Annotated in this window: 15 protein-coding genes and 1 pseudogene; 4 read left to right on the top strand and 12 right to left on the bottom strand. The window is 68.5% G+C overall.

Annotated elements, in window-relative coordinates:
* From ACQKIP_RS19380 to ACQKIP_RS19370, 3 genes and pseudogenes are all read left to right on the top strand, one after another.
* Positions 1–213 (top strand): annotated as a pseudogene (locus tag ACQKIP_RS19380) (hypothetical protein); the annotation flags it as partial.
* 275 nt (positions 214–488) lie between these two features.
* Positions 489–668, top strand: coding sequence for a GntR family transcriptional regulator (locus ACQKIP_RS19375; RefSeq protein WP_365854953.1), 180 nt, complete (start codon positions 489–491; stop codon positions 666–668).
* Positions 669–775: 107 nt separating this feature from the next.
* Complete coding sequence (locus tag ACQKIP_RS19370; RefSeq protein ID WP_365854951.1) at positions 776–1498, top strand: TRADD-N-associated membrane domain-containing protein; 723 nt, start codon at positions 776–778, stop codon at positions 1496–1498.
* A 438-nt stretch (positions 1499–1936) separates the two neighbouring features.
* Here ACQKIP_RS19370 and ACQKIP_RS19365 read toward each other — a convergent pair whose 3' ends face one another.
* The 12 genes from ACQKIP_RS19365 to ACQKIP_RS19310 form a co-directional block, all read right to left on the bottom strand.
* A complete protein-coding gene (locus tag ACQKIP_RS19365; protein ID WP_365854949.1) occupies positions 1937–3388 on the bottom strand; it encodes a DUF6177 family protein in 1452 nt (483 codons plus the stop codon).
* Positions 3385–7401, bottom strand: a complete 4017-nt coding sequence (eccCa, locus tag ACQKIP_RS19360; protein WP_365854947.1) for a type VII secretion protein EccCa — start codon at positions 7399–7401, stop codon at positions 3385–3387. Before eccCa ends, ACQKIP_RS19365 begins: the two co-directional genes overlap by 4 nt.
* Positions 7398–8321 carry a type VII secretion protein gene (locus ACQKIP_RS19355; RefSeq protein WP_365854945.1) on the bottom strand — a complete coding sequence of 308 codons (924 nt, stop codon included), beginning with the start codon at positions 8319–8321 and terminating at the stop codon, positions 7398–7400. The genes eccCa and ACQKIP_RS19355 overlap by 4 nt, the downstream gene beginning before the upstream one ends.
* Before the next feature lie 210 nt (positions 8322–8531).
* On the bottom strand, positions 8532–9923 hold the full coding sequence (eccD, locus tag ACQKIP_RS19350) for a type VII secretion integral membrane protein EccD (protein ID WP_427743545.1): 1392 nt from the start codon (positions 9921–9923) through the stop codon (positions 8532–8534).
* 13 nt (positions 9924–9936) lie between these two features.
* A complete protein-coding gene (locus ACQKIP_RS19345; protein WP_365854941.1) occupies positions 9937–10227 on the bottom strand; it encodes a hypothetical protein in 291 nt (96 codons plus the stop codon).
* 63 nt (positions 10228–10290) lie between these two features.
* Positions 10291–11163, bottom strand: a complete 873-nt coding sequence (locus ACQKIP_RS19340; RefSeq protein WP_365854939.1) for an immunity 49 family protein — start codon at positions 11161–11163, stop codon at positions 10291–10293.
* On the bottom strand, positions 11160–13736 hold the full coding sequence (locus tag ACQKIP_RS19335) for a hypothetical protein (RefSeq protein WP_365855779.1): 2577 nt from the start codon (positions 13734–13736) through the stop codon (positions 11160–11162). Before ACQKIP_RS19335 ends, ACQKIP_RS19340 begins: the two co-directional genes overlap by 4 nt.
* 2 nt (positions 13737–13738) lie before the next feature.
* Positions 13739–14131, bottom strand: coding sequence for a DUF6507 family protein (locus ACQKIP_RS19330; protein WP_365854937.1), 393 nt, complete (start codon positions 14129–14131; stop codon positions 13739–13741).
* A gap of 53 nt (positions 14132–14184) precedes the next feature.
* Positions 14185–14496, bottom strand: a complete 312-nt coding sequence (locus ACQKIP_RS19325; protein ID WP_365854935.1) for a pore-forming ESAT-6 family protein — start codon at positions 14494–14496, stop codon at positions 14185–14187.
* Positions 14497–14555: 59 nt separating this feature from the next.
* A complete protein-coding gene (locus tag ACQKIP_RS19320; RefSeq protein ID WP_365854933.1) occupies positions 14556–14885 on the bottom strand; it encodes a hypothetical protein in 330 nt (109 codons plus the stop codon).
* 330 nt (positions 14886–15215) lie between these two features.
* Positions 15216–15953, bottom strand: coding sequence for a dipeptidase PepE (gene pepE / locus ACQKIP_RS19315; RefSeq protein ID WP_365854931.1), 738 nt, complete (start codon positions 15951–15953; stop codon positions 15216–15218).
* Positions 15954–16005: 52 nt separating this feature from the next.
* Complete coding sequence (locus tag ACQKIP_RS19310; RefSeq protein WP_365854929.1) at positions 16006–16797, bottom strand: IclR family transcriptional regulator; 792 nt, start codon at positions 16795–16797, stop codon at positions 16006–16008.
* A gap of 143 nt (positions 16798–16940) precedes the next feature.
* On the opposite strand from ACQKIP_RS19310, the gene ACQKIP_RS19305 reads away from it, so the two are divergent.
* The coding region (locus ACQKIP_RS19305) for a DUF1177 family protein (protein WP_427743541.1) at positions 16941–17656 on the top strand (716 nt) is incomplete at its 3' end.

The raw sequence follows: 17656 nt of genomic DNA, 5'->3' as shown, positions 1-17656 counted from the left end.
ATCGAACAGCGCACGAACACCCTGATCGCGCTGGTGGTGGGTGCGCAGGCCGTGTACATCGTCGGGGATGACGGCCTCGCGGCTTTGGTAACGGAGATCTGGGAGCCGTGCGGGATTCTCGGCGGCGCCATGTATGTACTGGCCAGGTGGCTGCGCCGAGTGCGTGGCATCGAACTGACTGCAGTCCGCAGTGAACCGCCGCCGGGCGAGTAGTACTTGCTTCAAGGCAGGGCCCCAACCCGAACCAGGATTGAGGCTTTGCACTGTCAACGCCCGCCGACTTCCCCGTCGTCCTCGTTGCCGGCGAGCGTCCCGACCACTCCGCTCTCGCCGCGGTTGAGGCAGTCGATGACGGTGGAACGCAGAGCCATGCCCCAAGATCTGTCACGCTTGACCTCGGCCGCAAGGCCAAGTTAGCGGGGATAGCCGGGTGTCGGGCACTCACAAGGCATCGCCGCCTGCGCCCACGACGGCCCTGGGAGAGGCTGATGACTGGTCAGGTTAGCGCCACCTATCGGCCCGGCAGTCGGGAGCCGGGCGTCGTCGAACTGAGCGCCGAGTTCGGCATCGCTGCGTCGACGGCGCAGAAGGCCCCGGCGCACCTCCGCGACACGGGCGAGGTGCACACCGAGCTGGGCTTGGGCACGTTCGTCGGCGACTCGAAGTAGGCCGGCTAACGCCGACCGGTCCGAAGATCGGCCAGTGCTGTCGGCTCCTGACGCTAACCTGATGTGTGTTGACGCAGTGTCACTTGGCGCGAGCGGGGCGGGGAGTAATGGCAGGGAAGGCAAACGCGGGGAACGTCCTTAACCCCCTAAATGGCGGGATCGCCTCCGAGATCGCGGTCATCATCGGGACGCAGGTGGCCTGGGAGCTGGGAAAGGTCGCAGTCACGAGCCTGCGGCGAATCATCCGGCAACCCTGGGTTGAGCAGGAGGTCGAGCGGGTCGACAACATTCAAACTGTCTTTGTTGCTCAGCCCAAGGAACTTGCCAAGAAGCGGCAAGCCTTCCACTTCGACTTCCTGAATCACACGCTGAAGCAGTCCGAGTGGACCCTCGGCCTGAGCATGGCATTCATGTCGGGCGGCGCGTTGATCGTCCTGACGGGGGCAGCGCTGGCGCTGGTGCACGCCGGAAAACCCGATCGCAGTTATGTGCCGATTGTGACGAACTTAACAGGCGGGTTGCTGACGAGCGGCGGCGGTGCGCTGGCGCTTCACTGGAAGCGGACGACGGCGAACCTGGTCAAGGCGGCTGAGAGTAACGAGAAGAAGATCGATAACGATCACAATCTCGAAGTGGCGATGACCTTCATTGATCGTGTCGAAGACCCACAAGAGAGGGATCGTCTCAACTCGACCGCCGCGTTGAAGGCGCTGGGCGTGCAGGCGCAGCCCGAGACCATGGTCAGCAGTGCGCCTGCCGAGAACTCCATCCGCGCAGTTCAAGCGGCATGCTGCGGACCTGCCGCTTCAGGTGTCCCAGCGTCGCCGTAGTTCCGCATACGGCGTCGTACGACCGTCAACCGGGCTTCAGAACTCCGAACCGGAATCACGCGCTTGACTGGGGGCAAGGGGTCGCAGGTTCAAATCCTGTCGTCCCGACGGAGCCGTCGCAGGTAGGGGCCTTCTTCGGATGGCCCCTACTTCGCTTTTGGGAGTAATCCCAGGGAGCGGGGAGCGGATCCCTGCGCTCCCAGGGAGTATCTCCGCTGCCCGGTCTGACGTTCGGGGCAAGGGGGCGCGCCGCGCGTATCTGTGCATCGGCTGGCGCGGGCTGCGGGGCGACAGCGGCTTCGGTGATCGCTGTGTCGTCGGAGGTGGCTGCTACAGCTGCGCGCAAGCCATGGTCCAGAGGGGCTTCCTCCGGCATGGTCGACTCTCCGCGTGGGTGATGGCTGAGGTAGTGGTCCTACGTCCCTTGTTCGTCCTGGTTCACCGGGGTGGCCCGGCTGAACCAGGCATGGCTTTGAGGTGCTGAGTGAGCTGCTGGAGTGTGGTCCAGGAGGTCGGGTCGGTGCCGTCGCCCAGGGTGTAGTGGAGTGCGGGCCGTGCGGTGGGGCCGAGGCGGCTGGGACGGAGGCCCACGGGTGGGTGCTTGGCTCGGGTGAGGCCGATCTCGTGCACGGCCTCCGCGCCGAGAGTGAAGGAGAGGGGGACGGGCGGCATCTCGAAGCGCGGTGGGACGGTGAGGTCTCGGCGGGCGGTGCGGAGGGTGGTGAGCATGGATGTCAGGCCGTGCGTGGTGGCGAGGGTCTCGGCCAGGGTGGCGATGGCGTCCACGGGCGGGTTCTCGTCGGTGGCGTAGCCGAGGGCGAGGGTGATGTGTTCCTCGATGCCTGCCGACGTGTGCGTGATGCGGGTGGTGGCGATAGCCGGGCGGTTGGGGGTGCCGACGGTGGTCAGCCACGTGGGGGCGTTCTTCTGGGCGCGGGCGCGGGCCAGTTCGGTCAGCTGGCGTGGGGACCAGGGCAGGGCGATGGGTTCGGCCGTGGACCAGCCGGCCGGCGGGGTGCCGGTGAGGGCCCTCCAGGCCGCCTCCAGGGCGCCGCCGAGCTGGAGTTGTTCGTCGGCGGGGTGAGTGGTTTGGAAGGAGAGGAGCAGTTGGCGTTCGCCGGAAGGGTCGGAGGCACCGGGGGCGGGTTTGAAGGCCTCCGCCAGTCGTGCGGTTCCCTCCGCGGTTTTCACAGGCGTGAAGTGACCGTCCTGCCAGCGGAGTTCGGCGCCGGACAGGCCGTCGTAGTAGCCGCAGTCCGGGTCCTGGACCACCCACCGGTTGGGGTGGCCCTGCAGGGCGGTGCGGGTGGGGAGGGTTAGGCGGGTGTGTGCCGGGGTGACGATCTGCAGGGCGCGGTCGTCCGCGGTCGCCGCGCGCAGGGCGTCGGCGAGCCAGCTGGTCATCGCGACGACGGGGCGGTCCTGGATGACGACGGCGGCCTTGTCCGTCAGGACGTCGACGGCCGGTGACGCGGTGGCCGGGGCCGGGTTCGCGGTGACGTCGTCGGAGGTGAGGGCGACGACATCGGTGTGGGCGGCCTCCGGCGGCCAGACCGTGCCGCCGAGTACGGCGGCCAGGCGTCCGGCGAAGGAGCCGGCGAGCCGCTCGCCCTCCTCGACCGCGGTGGAGGCGCGGGCCTCGGTCCACCAGTAGGGCCCGTCGGGGGTGGTGACTTCGGCGCCGAGCAGGCGCTGTGCCTCTCCGGGGACCTGGATGAACTGGGGTGCCTCGACGGAGACCAGGGGGCGTCCGTTTGGCGCGCAGAGTTGGACGACGGCCCCCTCGGCCAGGGAGTTGACGCCCAGGTCGGGGCCGCCGGCGAAGAGCCCGGCGAGCAGGGTGTTGATGTCGGGCATCTTGGGGGTGAGGGCGATGACGTCCTTGGTCACGGGCGTGGTGTCTCTTCCGATGCTTCGGCGTCTTCGCTGTTGTGGGCGAGGGCGGTCTGGATGAGCTGATGGCGGCGGCCCCGGCGGACCAGGGTGCCGCGGCCCGGGGGCTGGGCGGAGGCGTAGAGGCCGGGGAAGAGCTGTCCCTCGGTACGGTCGCCGGTCATGAGCAGGGCGGTGGCACCGGTTTCGCGCAGGGTGGTGAGGAAGGGCTCGTACAGGGCGCGCGATGATCCGGCGACTCGGCGGGTGACGATGAAGTGCAGGCCGATGTCCTGGGCGGAGGAGATGTAGGGCAGGAAGGGTGCCAGGGGTTGCTGGCCCGCGGTGGTGAGGATGTCGTAGTCGTCGACGAGGATGACGATGCGAGGGCCGGCGAAGGACGGCCCGTCGGTGATCGCATCCGGGTCGGCGGTCTCCGGCATGCGCTTTTCCAGTTCGCCCGCGATGCCTGTGGCCAGGGCGGCGGCGAGCTTGACGTTGTGTGCGTAGCCGCCGCGGTAGGGCTCGGGGACGACGCCGCGCAGGCCGCGGCGCGGGTCGAAGACGCCGAAGACCAGTTCCTTGTCGCTGTGGCGGTCGATGAGCTGCCCGGTGATGAGCTTGAGGAGGTTGGTCTTGCCGCACTCGTTGTCACCGAGGATCAGCAGGTGCTGGTCCTGGCCGGTCAGGTCCAGGAATGCCGGGGCGAGGGCGTCCTGGTCGACGCCGAGCGGGATGCGCGAGGGTTCGGCAGTGACCGAGGGCAGCTTGGCGGCGGGCAGTGCGGTGGGCAGGACCCTTACGGGGGCGGCGAGTTCGCCGTGCCAGCTGGCCCGCAGCGTACGTCCTGCGCGCTCCAGGGCAGGGCCGAGATCGGCGGTGGTCGGCTGGCCGTCGATGCGGGGCAGGGCGGTGTGGGCGAAGAGTTTGGTGTCGGTCAGGATACGGCCCGGGGTGTCCGCGCTCAGCGTCTCGGACAGTTTGCGGTCGACGCTGGAGTCGGAGGGGTCGTTCAGGCGCAGTTCGACGCGGGTGCCGAACATCGACTGGGTGGCGATGCGTACGTCGTTCCAGCGCAGCATGCCCGCCACGATGTGGATGCCGTAGCCGCTGCCGCGTTTGAGGAGGTCGGCGACGGTGTCGTCCAGCTCGGCGAACTCGTCGCGCAGGGCGCCGAATCCGTCGATGAGCAGCACGATGTCGGTCGAGCCCAGTTCGGGCAGCTCGCCTTGAGCGCGCAGGTGGCGCAGCTGGTCGACGGAGTCGATGCCGTGTTCGCGGAAGAGCTCTTCCCGCAGGGCGAGTTGAGCGCGGACCTCGGCGACGGTGCGGGCGGCGCGTTCGTGGTCGGCGCGTCCCGCGATGCCGCCCACGTGCGGTAGCCCGGACAGGGCGGTCAGGCCGCCGCCGACCAGGTCGAGGCCGTAGACGGCGACCTGGTGCGGGGTGTGGGTCAGGGCCAGGGAGAGCGCGAGGGTGCGTAGCAGGGTGGTCTTGCCGGACTGTGGGCCGCCGATGACGGCGGTGTGTCCGCCGGCGACGGTCAGGTCCAGGATCCAGGGTTTCTGCCACTGCTTGGCCGGATCATCGAGGACGCCCAGTGGTACCTGCATGGCACCGGTGGAGGTAGCGAGGTGCAGGCCCCGCTCCGAAGCCTGTACGGGTCCGGCGGCGGCATCCAGCGAGATCGCGTCGGGCAGCGGCGGCAGCCAGATGCTTCGTACGGGAGGGGCGGCGGTGCGCAGCTGGTCGACCATGGCCGTCAGGACGGTCGGGCCGGTCTCCCGCTCTCGCATCGCAGGTTCTTCCGGCGCGCCGGTCGCCGGGTCCTGGCCCGTGTTGAAGGTGGGGTAGGGCCAGGCAAGGGGTTCGGCGTCGGTCTGCTCGCGCAGGGCCGGGCCGCGGTAGGCGCCGGAGACGTAGCCCGCCTTGAAGCGTTCGTAGGTGGAGGTGTCGACCTTGAGGTATCCGAAGCCGGGCAGCGGCGGCAGCTGGAAGGCGTCCACGGTGTCCAGGACGGTGCGTGACTCGTCGGCGGAGAAGGTGCGCAGGCCGAGACGGTAGGAGAGGTAGGTCTCCAGGCCCTTTAGCTTGCCGCCCTCGATGCGCTGGCTGGAGAGCAGCAAGTGTACGCCGATGGAGCGGCCGATGCGGCCGATGGACAGGAAAAGATCGATGAAGTCCGGTTTGGCGGTGAGGAGTTCGCCGAATTCGTCGATGACGACGAACAGGTGGGGCAGCGCCTCGAGCTCGAGTTCGGGCTGCTTGGCGCGCAGGGCGGCGTAGTGGCCGATGTCGGCGACGTTGCCGGCGTCCTTGAGGACCTGCTGGCGGCGTTTGACCTCGCCGGCCAGGCTGGTGTGGACGCGTTCGACGAGCCCGGCCTGGTTCTCCAGATTGGTGATGACGCCGGCGACGTGCGGGAGTTCGGTGAAGGGGGCGAAGGTGGCGCCGCCCTTGTAGTCGACCAGGACGAGCGCCAGGTCTTCGGGGGAGTGGGTGGCGGCCAGGGCCAGGACCAGGGTGCGCAGGAGTTCGCTCTTGCCGGAGCCGGTCGCGCCGACGCACAAGCCGTGGGGACCCATGCCCAGTTCGGAGGATTCCTTGAGGTCGAGCAGGACGGGTTCGTGGCGGTCGTTGAGGCCGATGGGCACGCGCAGGAAGTCGCGTTCGCCGCGTGGTGCCCACAGCTTGCCGAGGTCGAGGGCGGCCGGGTCGTCGATGCCGAGCAGGGTGGGGAAGTCGACGGGGCCGGAGATGGGGGTGCCCTCGGCGGCAGACTCGGCCGACAGGCGCAGCGGGGCGAGCATGCGGGCCAGGCCCTCTGCTCCCGCCAGGCTCATCTCATCGGCGGTGCCCTGACCGGGCAGCGCGTCGGGTGCCCGCAGGTCTTCGACGGTCACCTGGTCGCCGTCGACGATGATGCGGACGCCGACCTGATCGGGTTCGTGGACCTGCTGTTCGAGCAGGTGCAGTACGGTCACGCCCATGCCCGTCAGGTCGACGGCGGTGTCGGGGCGGGGGAGTTCGGTGGCGGTGCTGCCGTGGCAGTCGCTGACGACCAGGAGCCGGTCGTTCATGCGCAGTGCGTTGCGGTCGGACAGGCCGCGGCGTACTTCGGCGGCGTAGGAGGAGCGGCGGCGCAGGTCCGGGGCGCACTGCCGGGCGAGCTGCTCGATGCTGGGCGCGATGCGCCGGGCGGCGGCGGGTCCGTCGTGCTGCTGGCTGTCGAGTACGTGGGGCAGCCATTTCGCCCACTCCCAGTCGTCGAGGCGTTCGCCGGGCACGCCGAGGGCGATGGCGACGTCGTCGGGGGCGTGTGTCACCGCGGTCTGGATCAGCAGGGCGCGGGCGATGCGCAGGACGGCGTCCCGTTCGCCGATGATGCTGACGTTGCCCGTCCGGTCCAGCGGCGCGGTCAGAGGGAAGTCGGTCGCGGTGGTGAACCGGTGCTGCAGGGCCCGTGCTTCGTTGAGCATGAACGGGTCGGGCGGGGTCAGTACGCCGCTGCCCTGGTTCTGGCCGATCGCAAGCCCCTGCACGGGTACGTCGCCGGTGCCGAGGCGCACCCGCAGGAAGTCCGCGTCGAGACGGCGGCGCTCCCACAGCCGGGCCGGGTCGCGCACCAGGTCGTACAGCGCGGCGGGCGGCGGGTTGAGGATGCGTGCCTGTCGGCGCAACTCCCGCTCAGTGGCACCGAGTTCCTCGCGCTGCTCCTCGACGTACTCGAGATAGCGCTCGCGCTGGGTACGCCGGGTGCGCTGGGCCTTCCCGCGCTGGGACAGGAACAGGGCGACGGCGCCCAGCAGAGCGAAGACGAGGACGATCGCGCCGATGGCGGCGAACTGGCTGTTGCGGATGACGGTCATCATGACGACGGAGCCCATGACGCCGGCCATCGGAAGCAGCGCGGTGGCCGCGTTGCCCATCTTGCCTTCGGGCAGATTGGGCGGCGGCTCGATGGTGTGCTCGGGAGCGGAGGCCTGCGGCCGGGTGGAGCGTGCCGGGCGGTGTATGAGGTGTTGGGTCATCGCACCCGCACCGCCCGCCCCATCGCCTCGGCGGCCAGTCGGACGGCGGCGTCGCGGGAGCTCTGGCTGAGCATGCCGGTGTGGATGGGGCCTCCTTGGGCCAGATGACGGTCGTAGGGCAGGGGCACCACGGCGACACCCGTCTCGCGCAGATGAGCGGCGGCCGCCTTCAGGTCGAGCGTCGTGTCGGGGGAGTTCGCGGACAGCGCGACGACGGTGGTGGCCAGCGCCGAGTGCGGCAGCTGGGCCAGCCAGTCCAGGACCACGCGGGTGCCGTTGACGCCCTCGGCGGTCATCGGGGCGACCACCACGCGGGCGTGGGCGGTGTCCATCGCGGTACGGGCCACCTCGCCGGGCAGCGTCTCGCAGTCGACCACCGACATCGCGAAGTAGCGGCGCAGGGCGAGGGTGACGGTGCGATAGGTGGGCACGTCGAGCGGGGCGCCTACGCGTCCCTGGCTGGCGGGCAGCAGCCAGCCGCCGTCGGCCACCGGCACCAGATAGCCGGTGACGTCGGTGAGCTGCATCTCGGGGCTCAGGATTTGGGCCAGGTCGGCGCAGGACCAGCGCACCGACTCCGCGCCCAGGCGCACCGGCAGGGTGCCTAGCGCTGCGTCGGCCTCCAGGGCCAGGACGGGGTCGTGCCGGTAGTGGTTGAAGGTCCGGGCGAGGAGAGCGGAGACGGTGGACTTGCCTACGCCGCCGCGGATCGAGGTCACGGCGATGACCCGCCCGGTGGTCACCGGCTGCTGCACTTCGCGGGCCAGGCGGGTCTGCTCGGCTACCTCCTGCCCGGCGGAGGCGGTCAGCTTGCGTAGCGAGCGTCCGGTGCGTCGCGCTGCGGAGTCTCCGTGCTGCGGGGCACCCAGGGCGCGGGCGAGGCGGGGATCGACGGTGGGGACGGACTCCGGGGTGGGCATCGGGACGCGGGGGTCGCGAGGCTCGCGAGGTGCCGGTTGGGAGGTTGCCGATGGGCGGGGCGCTGGAGTAGAGCTCTGTGACGGCTCCTGCTCCCGTGCCTGCTGCGGGGCGGACTGTGGGATCTCAGCGGCGGGCTGTGCCGGACCGGCTCCCAACTCCCGCAGCACGTCACGCTGCCAATCACTTCCCTGCTGAGCCATGCCGCACCCCTACGCGAAGGTGTCGAGCAGTCGCCCGTACACACCGAACACCCCGATGACCAGCGGCAGCAGGGCAATGACGCCGACGGACTCCAGCAGGTCACCGACGCGGCGCAGCCGCACCCGTACGTGCTCGGCGGGTTGAACCGCAAGCACCACCAGAGGAATCAAGGCCAGTGCGACCAGCAGGGCCACAGGGCCCCCTGCGGCCGACCGCTCCAGCCACACCCCGACGAGGGCCACCACGACGACGGCCGAGGCGGCGAACAACCCCACCACCTCCGCGACGAGCGGATAGGCGCGCGCCCGCAGCCCGAGGACCACCGCGGTGACCACAGCCACGAGGACGGTCCACACAGAGGGGGCACGCAACACCATCAGCCCTGCCGCCGCAGCGGAGACGGCCAAGACAAGGGTGGCCAGCGCCAGTCCACGATGCGTGGCGGTCAGTGCCGTGCCCACCTGGTACCGGCTCACCGAGGCCCCACCGGTACGTCGGTCATCGAGCCCGGACAACCCGGAGGTCATCAGGGCAAGCCGCGGCAGCACACCGAGCACGATCACCGACACGACGGCGAGCAACGCCCCCATACGGGCCTGCTCGACGTCCGTCCGGCCGCCGTCCTGCAGCGCGAAAGCCGCCTCCCACAGAACAAGGCACCCCAGGGCGGCTGCGGACCCGATCAGGGCGCCGCGCCCCAATGGTGAGAACCATCCCAGAAGGAGCAGCGCGAGTACGACGTTGACGGCGACGCCCGCCATCAGCACCGGAGAGCTCCAGGCATGGGCATCGCCCAGCGTCCAGGCACCGAGGATGCCCAGTGCACCACCAGACACGATCAACGTGGTGGCAAGGCCGGGCTGCTTTCGCCACCCCAGCAGAGCGCCGGCAAGCCCCAGCGCCACGGCGACCGCCACCAGCGCATTGCCTGCAGCAGCCAACTCGAACTGACCGGCAGCGAACACCCCCGCGACAGTCACCCAGAACACGGTGGCCAGCCCCGCCGTCACCCGCCGTGCAGCGGGCCGCCACCGCCAGGCCCGCACATCCAGATCCTCGGCGGCTTCATCGGTGACGTCATGCACCACGGGCGCGGACGGCGCATCCTCGACGCGCACCAGCCGCAGCACGGCACCGTCGGAGACACCGGCGGACTCCAGGGTGCTGTCGTGCGCCAGCGCGGAACCGTCCGTGGTGACCAGGTGACGCAGCATTGGCCGAGCGGCAGCCCGGTCGTCGAGCAGCCGCAACACCTCCGGAAGCAACAGCCCGATCGGCTCCTGCGAGGGAAGGACGAGATCCACCCGCCGCTGCTCTCCCACCAGAGTGACCCGGCTCAAGGCCGTACGACTCGCGCTTCCTGCAGTACTCGTGCGGCTCAACGGCCCCGCAGATATCACGCGTTCGAACCTATCATCGAGAAGAAGGGCTTACGGAGGGTGTGGGGGAGGTAGCCGACGGCGGGGAAGAAGGCACGGAGGTGCTGTAGGGGCTTTTGCCGATGAGCCGGTTCGAAATGAACGACCACCCCACACACCCGGCACACAACACGGCGGCGATCACGACCCCGGCGAAGACCTTTCCCAACCGCTCATCGACGGTCCGCCGCTGCCGCTGGGCCCCGAACAGTAGGGCATCGCGCAACCGCCGGCGCCGAACCGACACCGACTCCAACAACTGGCTGTCGTAGTCCTGGGCTGCCACAGTCTTCCGCTTCTATTGCTCGGGTTCGCAGTGCAGGTGCGCATTGGGTGACGTCAACCAGCGTCACGTGGGGAACTCGCCCAACCAGCCGCGCTGTAGCAGATGCTTCGGCAAGTACTCCGACTCGACGCCAATCGGAATTCCCCCGTCGTAGGCGAGGCAGGCAATAGCCAGAGGCCCCAAGGCGACGCTCCCGTCAATGTCCGCTTCCCGATCCTCGTTCAGCGTCCAGTAAGTCTTGTGCAGCTTCAAGGCTTCCAGGAGGGCGGGGCTGAACCCTTCCTCATCCTTGCGTACGAAGTGGTAGAAGAGATTGATCGGTGGGTAGAGCAGGCCATCGAGGAGATCTCGAGGGGCGAGTCGCGCGACGGCGGGATCCGATGCCTGGAACGTAGCGGTGAGTTTCTCCACCAGCCCTGGCCGACGCAGCCAGTATGTCTGCAGGGTGTCTACCCAGTGATAGATGTACTCGTCGTACTTCCCCTCGCGTGCTCGCAGTCGTTCCAACGGGATCTCGCAAAGTTGCGTCATGCGTGGCTGGTCACGGCAGATGACGGCAAGCCAGAAAGCCGTCAGCCAAGTGCCCGCATCGGCAGTCGGCAGCGGGCCCACGGACGGAAGAGTCCGCATCTTCAGGTTGATGCGGCACTCGACAGATGCCCCGCCCGGCGCCGTCATGGCGAACAGGGCTGACCCCAGTTGCATCGCATTGACCGTGGCCTCCCATGTTTCCAATGCCGCCGCACGTGGATCGACAACACAGCGAGCGCGCAACACCAGAAGCCCGGTGTCGAAATGTGAGTCGATCAAGCTCGCGGAACCAGCGGAGTCGGCAAGTTGATCGATGCCGTTCGCCAAGTGTGCGCTGAGGCGCTCGGCCAACTGCTCGGCGTCAGGTCCTGCCGACAGGTCATGCCGGGCCATGTGTTCGGTCACGGAAGGGTTCCCTTGCTGATATCGAAGTACCGATACTGGAGACCAGTGTACGTCCCAGCGTTCTTCTCTCCCTTAACGACGACATATTCTAGCTTCTCTGCGGCTATGGCTTTTTCGATGGCGGCCACAACCTCGACTTCACCGCGTTTCTTCATGAGTCGGAAGATGTCGAGGAAGTATTCCCGGCTCCCCTGAGAAACCCTGCCGCCGTTGTCTGGGAGGTCGCGGCCACCAAGGTCCGTTTCCGTACTACTCTTGGCCTCGACGACAACTACTCGACCATCCTTGTGTACCCACACTTGATCAAACTGATCATTGCCATTCTTTGGCCCGAGAAGGGGCTGCTCTTCGAAGCCTTTATAACGCTCGGCGATGAAGTGGTGCCGGGCGGCCTGCTCGCCAAATTCTTCGGCCAGGTCCCTCATTTGGGTATGAGATTCCTGATACGTCCCCTTGGCTTCCCCCCAGAGTGCTTGTGACTCGACTGTGCTGTTTTCCTCGTGGGCCTTTCCTGTTGCGTCCTTCCAGTCTCTAGCGAGGTTGTCCCACTGTATGGCGTGGTGGCGAGCCCCTGCAGCGTCGTCGAGAATATTAAGCCTGTGCTGGCTCTTGACGGTTTCTGGACCAAATCTGATGTAATCAGGGTCGAGGTAATGGGGTTTGGGGGGATCTGGTACGTCCTTGGAGCGGATGAATGGGGCATCATCCGCGAGTCGGGTCAGTTGGGGTGGGGTGTACCCGCTCTCGTCCGTGAGTTCCAGGCCCCTTCGGTGGCCGAGGTGCTGTCCGCGTTTGTAGTACTTATCGAAGTAACCCGGCTCGTGGTTGGCCCGATAGACCTGGATCTCCTCGATCTGCTCCAGGGTGAGACCAGGCCGGTAGGGGTTGGGGCCCTCCTGCATGAAGCTGGGGCGCTTAACAGGACCGGGCTGCGACGGGGTATTGCCGTCAGGCCTGGGAGCGCCGTCCCCAGTTGCGTCGTCGCCGGCTGAAGATAGATCGTCCCGGCCGCCGCCCGACTCGCCAGGGCGCGTCACGGAGCCACGCTCCGAGCCGCCGGGTGCCTCGTGACCGGTGGAACTGCTCGAACCGGACCCGTCGTTGCCCCTGGCCCCGGCCGAGCCCCCAACCTCGTTGTGGCCGGTGGCTTGTGGAGAGTCTGCTTCACCCCTCCCAGCAGGAGGCTCGTGGCTGGCCTGCGGGGCAAGGCGCTCGCCGGCGTGGACGCTGATGCCGGAGGATCGCTCTCCGGCACCGACCAGGGCAGGTTCGGGCACATCGGCAGGAACTGTCCGCTCGGCGGCGGACCGCTCGATTGGAGCCGTCTCCTCGACCGGTTTGCCCTCGGCGTCGAGCCGGATGAACTTGCCGTCCTCGACGCGGACCCTGGAACCGTCGAACTCGAGGTCGGTGTGTACGCGCCGCAGTTCCGGTGTGGCGTCGGTGCCGGTGCGGACGCGGGCGGTGAGGTCGGCGACGCTGGGCAGCTTGCTGAAGGCCTTGCCGCCCACCGTGAGACCGGCGGAGAGCGGGTCGGCGTAGGTGCCGATCTTTGCTGCGACGCCGGCGGCCTTGGAGGCTGCCCCCGCCTTGCCGCCCTTGGCGATGGCACTCAGCGGACCGACGCCGATCGTGAGGATATTGAAGGTGGTGGTTCCTGCAGCCTGGACGGGGTGCTCTTCCCACTGGTCCCAGGCGACCATGGCCTTGGCGAACTCGCGGGCGGCCGTCTTCTGGCGCTTCTCGTCGGCGCTTTCCTCGTCCGGGCCGATCGTGTGGTCCATGACCCAGTCGTAGGGGGTCATGGTGTATTGGCCGATTCCGCCGAAGACATCGGCGAGGCCGCTCCAGGCATCTTTGGCCGAGCCTCCGATGCCGACCAGGTGGCCCAGGCCTTCCAGGGTGGCTCCACCACCGCCGACGATGAAGCCGTCCCAGACGTAGTGCTTGATGTGCCGGTGGATCTCCCACGCGTGGACGGACTCACTGACGTGACTGCCCCAGGGCGTTTCCTTGGCCTGCTTGAGGAGGTCGGCGTCGTAGCCGTACATCACGGTCTTCTTCGTCGCCTTGTGACTGCCGTCGTCCTCGATGAACTTCGGGCCGCCCACGAGCGCCGAGATCTTGGTCGCGGCCCGACGCTCGGCCGCTTCGAAGGCGGTCTTGGTGACGGCGACGTCGTCCACGAGCTCGTTGTTACGGTCGGTCTTCTCGTCGTCGTAGTGCCAGTCGTCGTCGCCCTCGACGCTGGCGACGAACTTCCTGGCATCGGACTCCAGCCTCTCCAGGCGCTCGGCCAGCGGGCGCGCCTCGCTGGAGAAGGTGTCAAGGGCGTCGGCCACCGCCTCCAGATCCGCGGCGAAGGTGTCGGCCCTGTCCATCACCGGCTGGGTGGAGGCAAAAAGATCGTCTGCCTCCGGCGCGGTGTAGTAGGCCCCCAACATCTGGAACCGGGAGTGCACATCGGCCCCGCCGTTGCGGATCCCGATGGCGTCGCTGCGCAGGGCAGAGACATCCTTGTCCAGTTCGTCGAAGTCACCGATGAACGTCGGTATGCCACCCGGTTCGATCATCTTCACTTGTCGGCGCCCTTCTTGCGGGCGTCGGCGAGAATGGCCTTCATGTCCGGGGCTTTCTCCGCATTGCGCTGCGCGGTCGCGGCTTGCTCCAGGTCCCCGTGCACGTAGTGGTTGGTCGCCTCGATCGCTCCGTTCACCGACTTCGCGGCCCGAGCGCCGGGGAAGAGCGCGTCCTCCGCGGACTTGTCCACGAACAACGCAAGGGCCACACCGATCGGCCCTACGGGCACGTCCCCGCAATATCCCGAGCTGATGGTGCCGGCCGAGGTGGCCGCACTCTCGGTGTCGGTCCCGTACGCCTTGACGTCCTTGGCCAAGTCGTCCATCGCCAGCCCCACCAACGACGTCACCGAATCCACCCCGGACGGTGAAATGTCCCACGCAGGCATGCCAAACCCCCCACTGATCCCCGTAATTCAGCCCAGACGCTCGGTGCTGTCGTTCAGCCGATGTTGTCTACCGCTGCCCGCGCCCGCGCGAGCGTCGACTGTGCGGTGCCGTCGTTCTGCTCCAGCGTGGTGCGCACGAGGCGGATGATCTCCCGCACCTCGCTGGCCGCCTTGTTCCAGCGGACTTCCTTGCCGTGGTAGTCGTCTGACACGCCGTCGGCCTGGTAGTCGGCCATCGCGGCCTTCACCGCGCGGTCACGGTCGCCGAGCACCCGCTCCAGCTGGCCGATGATGATCTGCAGGCCGCCCTGTACGTCGGCCGAGGCGCCCGTGTCGTAGGAGCGGCGGTCCTGGGTTCCAGCCATGGCGAAGTTCCCCCTGTGTGCGAAGTGTTGTGGTGTGCGGGCAGGTCGACTCAGCGGGCTCAGGCGGAGAAGCGGGCGCCGTCGAAGTTGGCCGCGCCCATGTTCTGGTGGGCGTTGTCGGACTGCTCCTGGTCGCCGGAGCCGAACGCGGTGTCCATACCTGCCTGGCCGCCCAGGATCGAGGTCAGTGCCCCGTTCAGGTCCGACGTGATCTCGTCCGCGCGCAGCTTGAACGAGTCGAAGGTCGCCTTGCCCGCGCCGTTGAACTTGCCCTCCAGCGGCTCGGCCGCCTGGACCAGCAGGCTGATCAGCGTCCCGAGATCGTCGCTGGACCCCGCGGTGTTCTTCCCCAGCACCGCGAGAGTCGTGTCTCCCATGTCGAACTTCATGAGTTCACCCCCGTGTATCCCCGAATGTGTGGCGCGCCGTGGGGGGTTGCGCCGTCACGGCATCCACACCCGTCACTCACGCCCCGTAGTGTATCGAACATCCTCTCCCATTGCGCGTTGCAGACGCAACGTCGTTTGGGCTGGAGTGGCGTGATCTGTCGCATGGCGTCGGCGGCGCAAGACCTGTTGGGAGAGTGGCGTCAGGAGAGCGGTCTGGAACATCCGGTCCCCGCGGTGAACTTCACCAGGGCCGCGCCGGGTGGCCGTTGTCGGGCGGTGAGTTCATGGTGCAGAGCGAGGAAGTCCGCGTCCCTGCTCCGGTTTCTCGTCCTACTCGGCGGGCGCCGCAGTGTCGAAGTGGGCCGGGAGGGTCAGCAGGGTGCTGAGGTCTGCGCCGGGGGCGTATTCCTGCGGGGGCTTGTTCCGTAGGAACAGGCGGGCGCCGGCGGGGGTGCCGCCGAGGTCGAGGTTGTCTCCCCGGCGCCGCAGCCAGGTGCCCTCGCGCAGCCCCAGTACCGGCACGTCGTTCTCCTCGAGGAACTGCCCGAGACGCTCCGCACGCGTCTCGCCCATGTGGCTGCTCGCGGGGTCGGGGTCGAGGTAGTGCGGGTTGATCTGGAAGGGGATCAGCCCGAAGGCTGCGAAGTCCGGCGGCTGCACGATGGGCATGTCGTTGGTGGTGCGCAGTGTCGGGCAGGCCATGTTGGTGCCGGCCGAGGAGCCCATGTACGGCATCCCCGCGGCGGTGCGTGCCCGCACTGCCGCGATCAGGTCGAGTGCGTGCAGCGCCGCGAGCAGCCGGAAGCTGTTGCCGCCGCCGACGAAGACTGCCTGCGCGTCGGCCACGGTCTTGGCCGGATCGCCGTCCCTGTGTGCTCCCCGCACGGAGATGCCCAGCGGCTTCAGCGCCCCGGCCACCTTGTCGGTGTATGCGTCGTGATCGGCCAACGCGTACGGCACGAAGACGAGTTCGCGCACCCCCGTCAGATGGTCTGCGATCACCTCTGTCGCGTGTTCGAGGTAACCGCTGCCAGGAGCCGCGGAGTTGGACAGCAGAAGCAGCTTCATTTGGAGAGCCTTCCAGGAGGGGAGAGGGGAGGGAGGGGCGGAGGCCCGGGCGTCAAGGGGTCCTGGGCGCCGTCTGTGGGCGGGATCGGCGTGGGGAGAGCAGCTCGCCCAGTTCGGCCGCGGCAGTCTGTAGCGGGCCGAGGAGGTGTTCGTCCGGTCCGGTGACCAGGTCGTGCGGTCCGACCAGCGAGAGCGTGCCGACGGGCTGTGACCGGACGAGCAGCGGTACCGCGAGGCCCGAGGTGGCCGGGTCGTATTCCCCCTTGGAGTGGGAGTGTCCGTCCTGGCCTGCGCGGACCATCAGTTCCTCCAGCTCCTCCGGGTCCGTCACGGTCAGCGGGGAGAAGCGCGGCATCGGCCTGCCGTACAGCAGCCGGGCCCTGGTGCCGGGGGTGAGCATGCCGAAGTACGCCCGCGATGTGGCGCCGGCATGCGCCGGGTACAGCTCATCGGTCAGCCGGTACGCGCGCAGCGGCCCGCTGCCGCCGTCGGCCGACTCCACGCAGCGCAGATGCACCCCGTCGGGGACGGCGAAGAGCGCGGTTGCGCCCGTCCTCATCGCCAGCGCGCGCACGGTGGGCCGTACCAGGGCGGACATGCCTCCGTGCCGTTCCCAGGCGGTCGACATGTGCCACACCGCGGGGCCCAGACGGTAGCGGCGGGTGACCGGGTCGGAGACCAGGAAGCCGCGGTGCGCCAGCGCGGCGAGCAGTCGCTGTGCGACCGACTTGTCCCAGCCGAACTCGGCCGCCAGATCCGTCACCCCCCACTCCTCGCGCTCCTGCGAGAAGGCCAGGAGCACGCTGAGGACACGGTCGGCGGTCTGCAACGGGGGTGCGGTCATGGCGGCAGCGTACCGGATGGCGGACATGCTTCTCGGAAATAGAGAAAAGGTTGTCTCATACGGGATTGGCGTCGCAGTCTGCTAAAAGCCAGGTCACAGTGGCCCTGGCGGCAAGATCACGTAAACGCACCAAGGGAGCCGCTGTGCTCAAGCACGTACTCGACGTCCTCGACCTTCTCGACCGCCCGCAGGCGAGCGGTGAGCTGCTCGCCGGTCATCTGCGGTCCGTCCTGGACGCGGCCGGGTCGCCGGCCGAAGGCCCCAAGCCGGAGATCACCGTCACCCGGATCGCGGGCGAGCGGGGCGGCACCGACTTCGTGAAGGTCACCGTCCCCGGCACCCGCGGCAAGGCCGCCGGCGGCCAGGCGCCCACGCTCGGCATCCTCGGCCGCCTCGGCGGCGTAGGCGCACGCCCGGAGCGGATCGGCCTGGTGTCCGACGCGGACGGCGCGGTCGCCGCGCTGGCCGCCGCGGCGAAGCTGCTCGACATGTACGGGCGCGGCGACCGCCTGGAGGGCGACGTCATCCTCTCCACGCACGTCTGCCCCGACGCGCCGACCCGGCCGCACGACCCGGTGCCCTTCATGGACTCGCCGATCTCGGTCCTCGACTGCAACCGCGCGGAAATGTCCCCGGAGATGGACGCGGTGGTCTCCATCGACACCACCAAGGGCAACCGGCTCCTCAACCACCGGGGCGTCGCGCTCTCCCCGACCGTCAAGCAGGGCTGGATCCTGCGCCCGAGCGACGACCTCCTGGGCCTTCTTGAGACCGTTACCGGCGAGCTCGCGCATGTCCTGCCGATCACCACGCAGGACATCACCCCGTACGGCAACGGCGTGCACCTCATCAACTCGAT

Source organism: Streptomyces sp. NPDC059900, from assembly GCF_050270335.1.
GTDB lineage: Bacteria > Actinomycetota > Actinomycetes > Streptomycetales > Streptomycetaceae > Streptomyces.
This window is presented reverse-complemented; position numbering and strand designations above follow the sequence as displayed.

Bases quoted from the DNA above. Each gene is read 5' to 3' on its own strand.
- ACQKIP_RS19375 (WP_365854953.1), top strand. From the start codon at position 489: ATGACTGGTCAGGTTAGCGCCACCTATCGGCCCGGCAGTCGGGAGCCG.
- ACQKIP_RS19370 (WP_365854951.1), top strand. From the start codon at position 776: ATGGCAGGGAAGGCAAACGCGGGGAACGTCCTTAACCCCCTAAATGGC.
- eccCa (WP_365854947.1), bottom strand. From the start codon at position 7,401: ATGACCCAACACCTCATACACCGCCCGGCACGCTCCACCCGGCCGCAG.
- ACQKIP_RS19355 (WP_365854945.1), bottom strand. From the start codon at position 8,321: ATGCCCACCCCGGAGTCCGTCCCCACCGTCGATCCCCGCCTCGCCCGC.
- ACQKIP_RS19335 (WP_365855779.1), bottom strand. From the start codon at position 13,736: ATGATCGAACCGGGTGGCATACCGACGTTCATCGGTGACTTCGACGAA.
- ACQKIP_RS19330 (WP_365854937.1), bottom strand. From the start codon at position 14,131: ATGCCTGCGTGGGACATTTCACCGTCCGGGGTGGATTCGGTGACGTCG.
- ACQKIP_RS19325 (WP_365854935.1), bottom strand. From the start codon at position 14,496: ATGGCTGGAACCCAGGACCGCCGCTCCTACGACACGGGCGCCTCGGCC.
- ACQKIP_RS19320 (WP_365854933.1), bottom strand. From the start codon at position 14,885: ATGAAGTTCGACATGGGAGACACGACTCTCGCGGTGCTGGGGAAGAAC.
- pepE (WP_365854931.1), bottom strand. From the start codon at position 15,953: ATGAAGCTGCTTCTGCTGTCCAACTCCGCGGCTCCTGGCAGCGGTTAC.
- ACQKIP_RS19310 (WP_365854929.1), bottom strand. From the start codon at position 16,797: ATGACCGCACCCCCGTTGCAGACCGCCGACCGTGTCCTCAGCGTGCTC.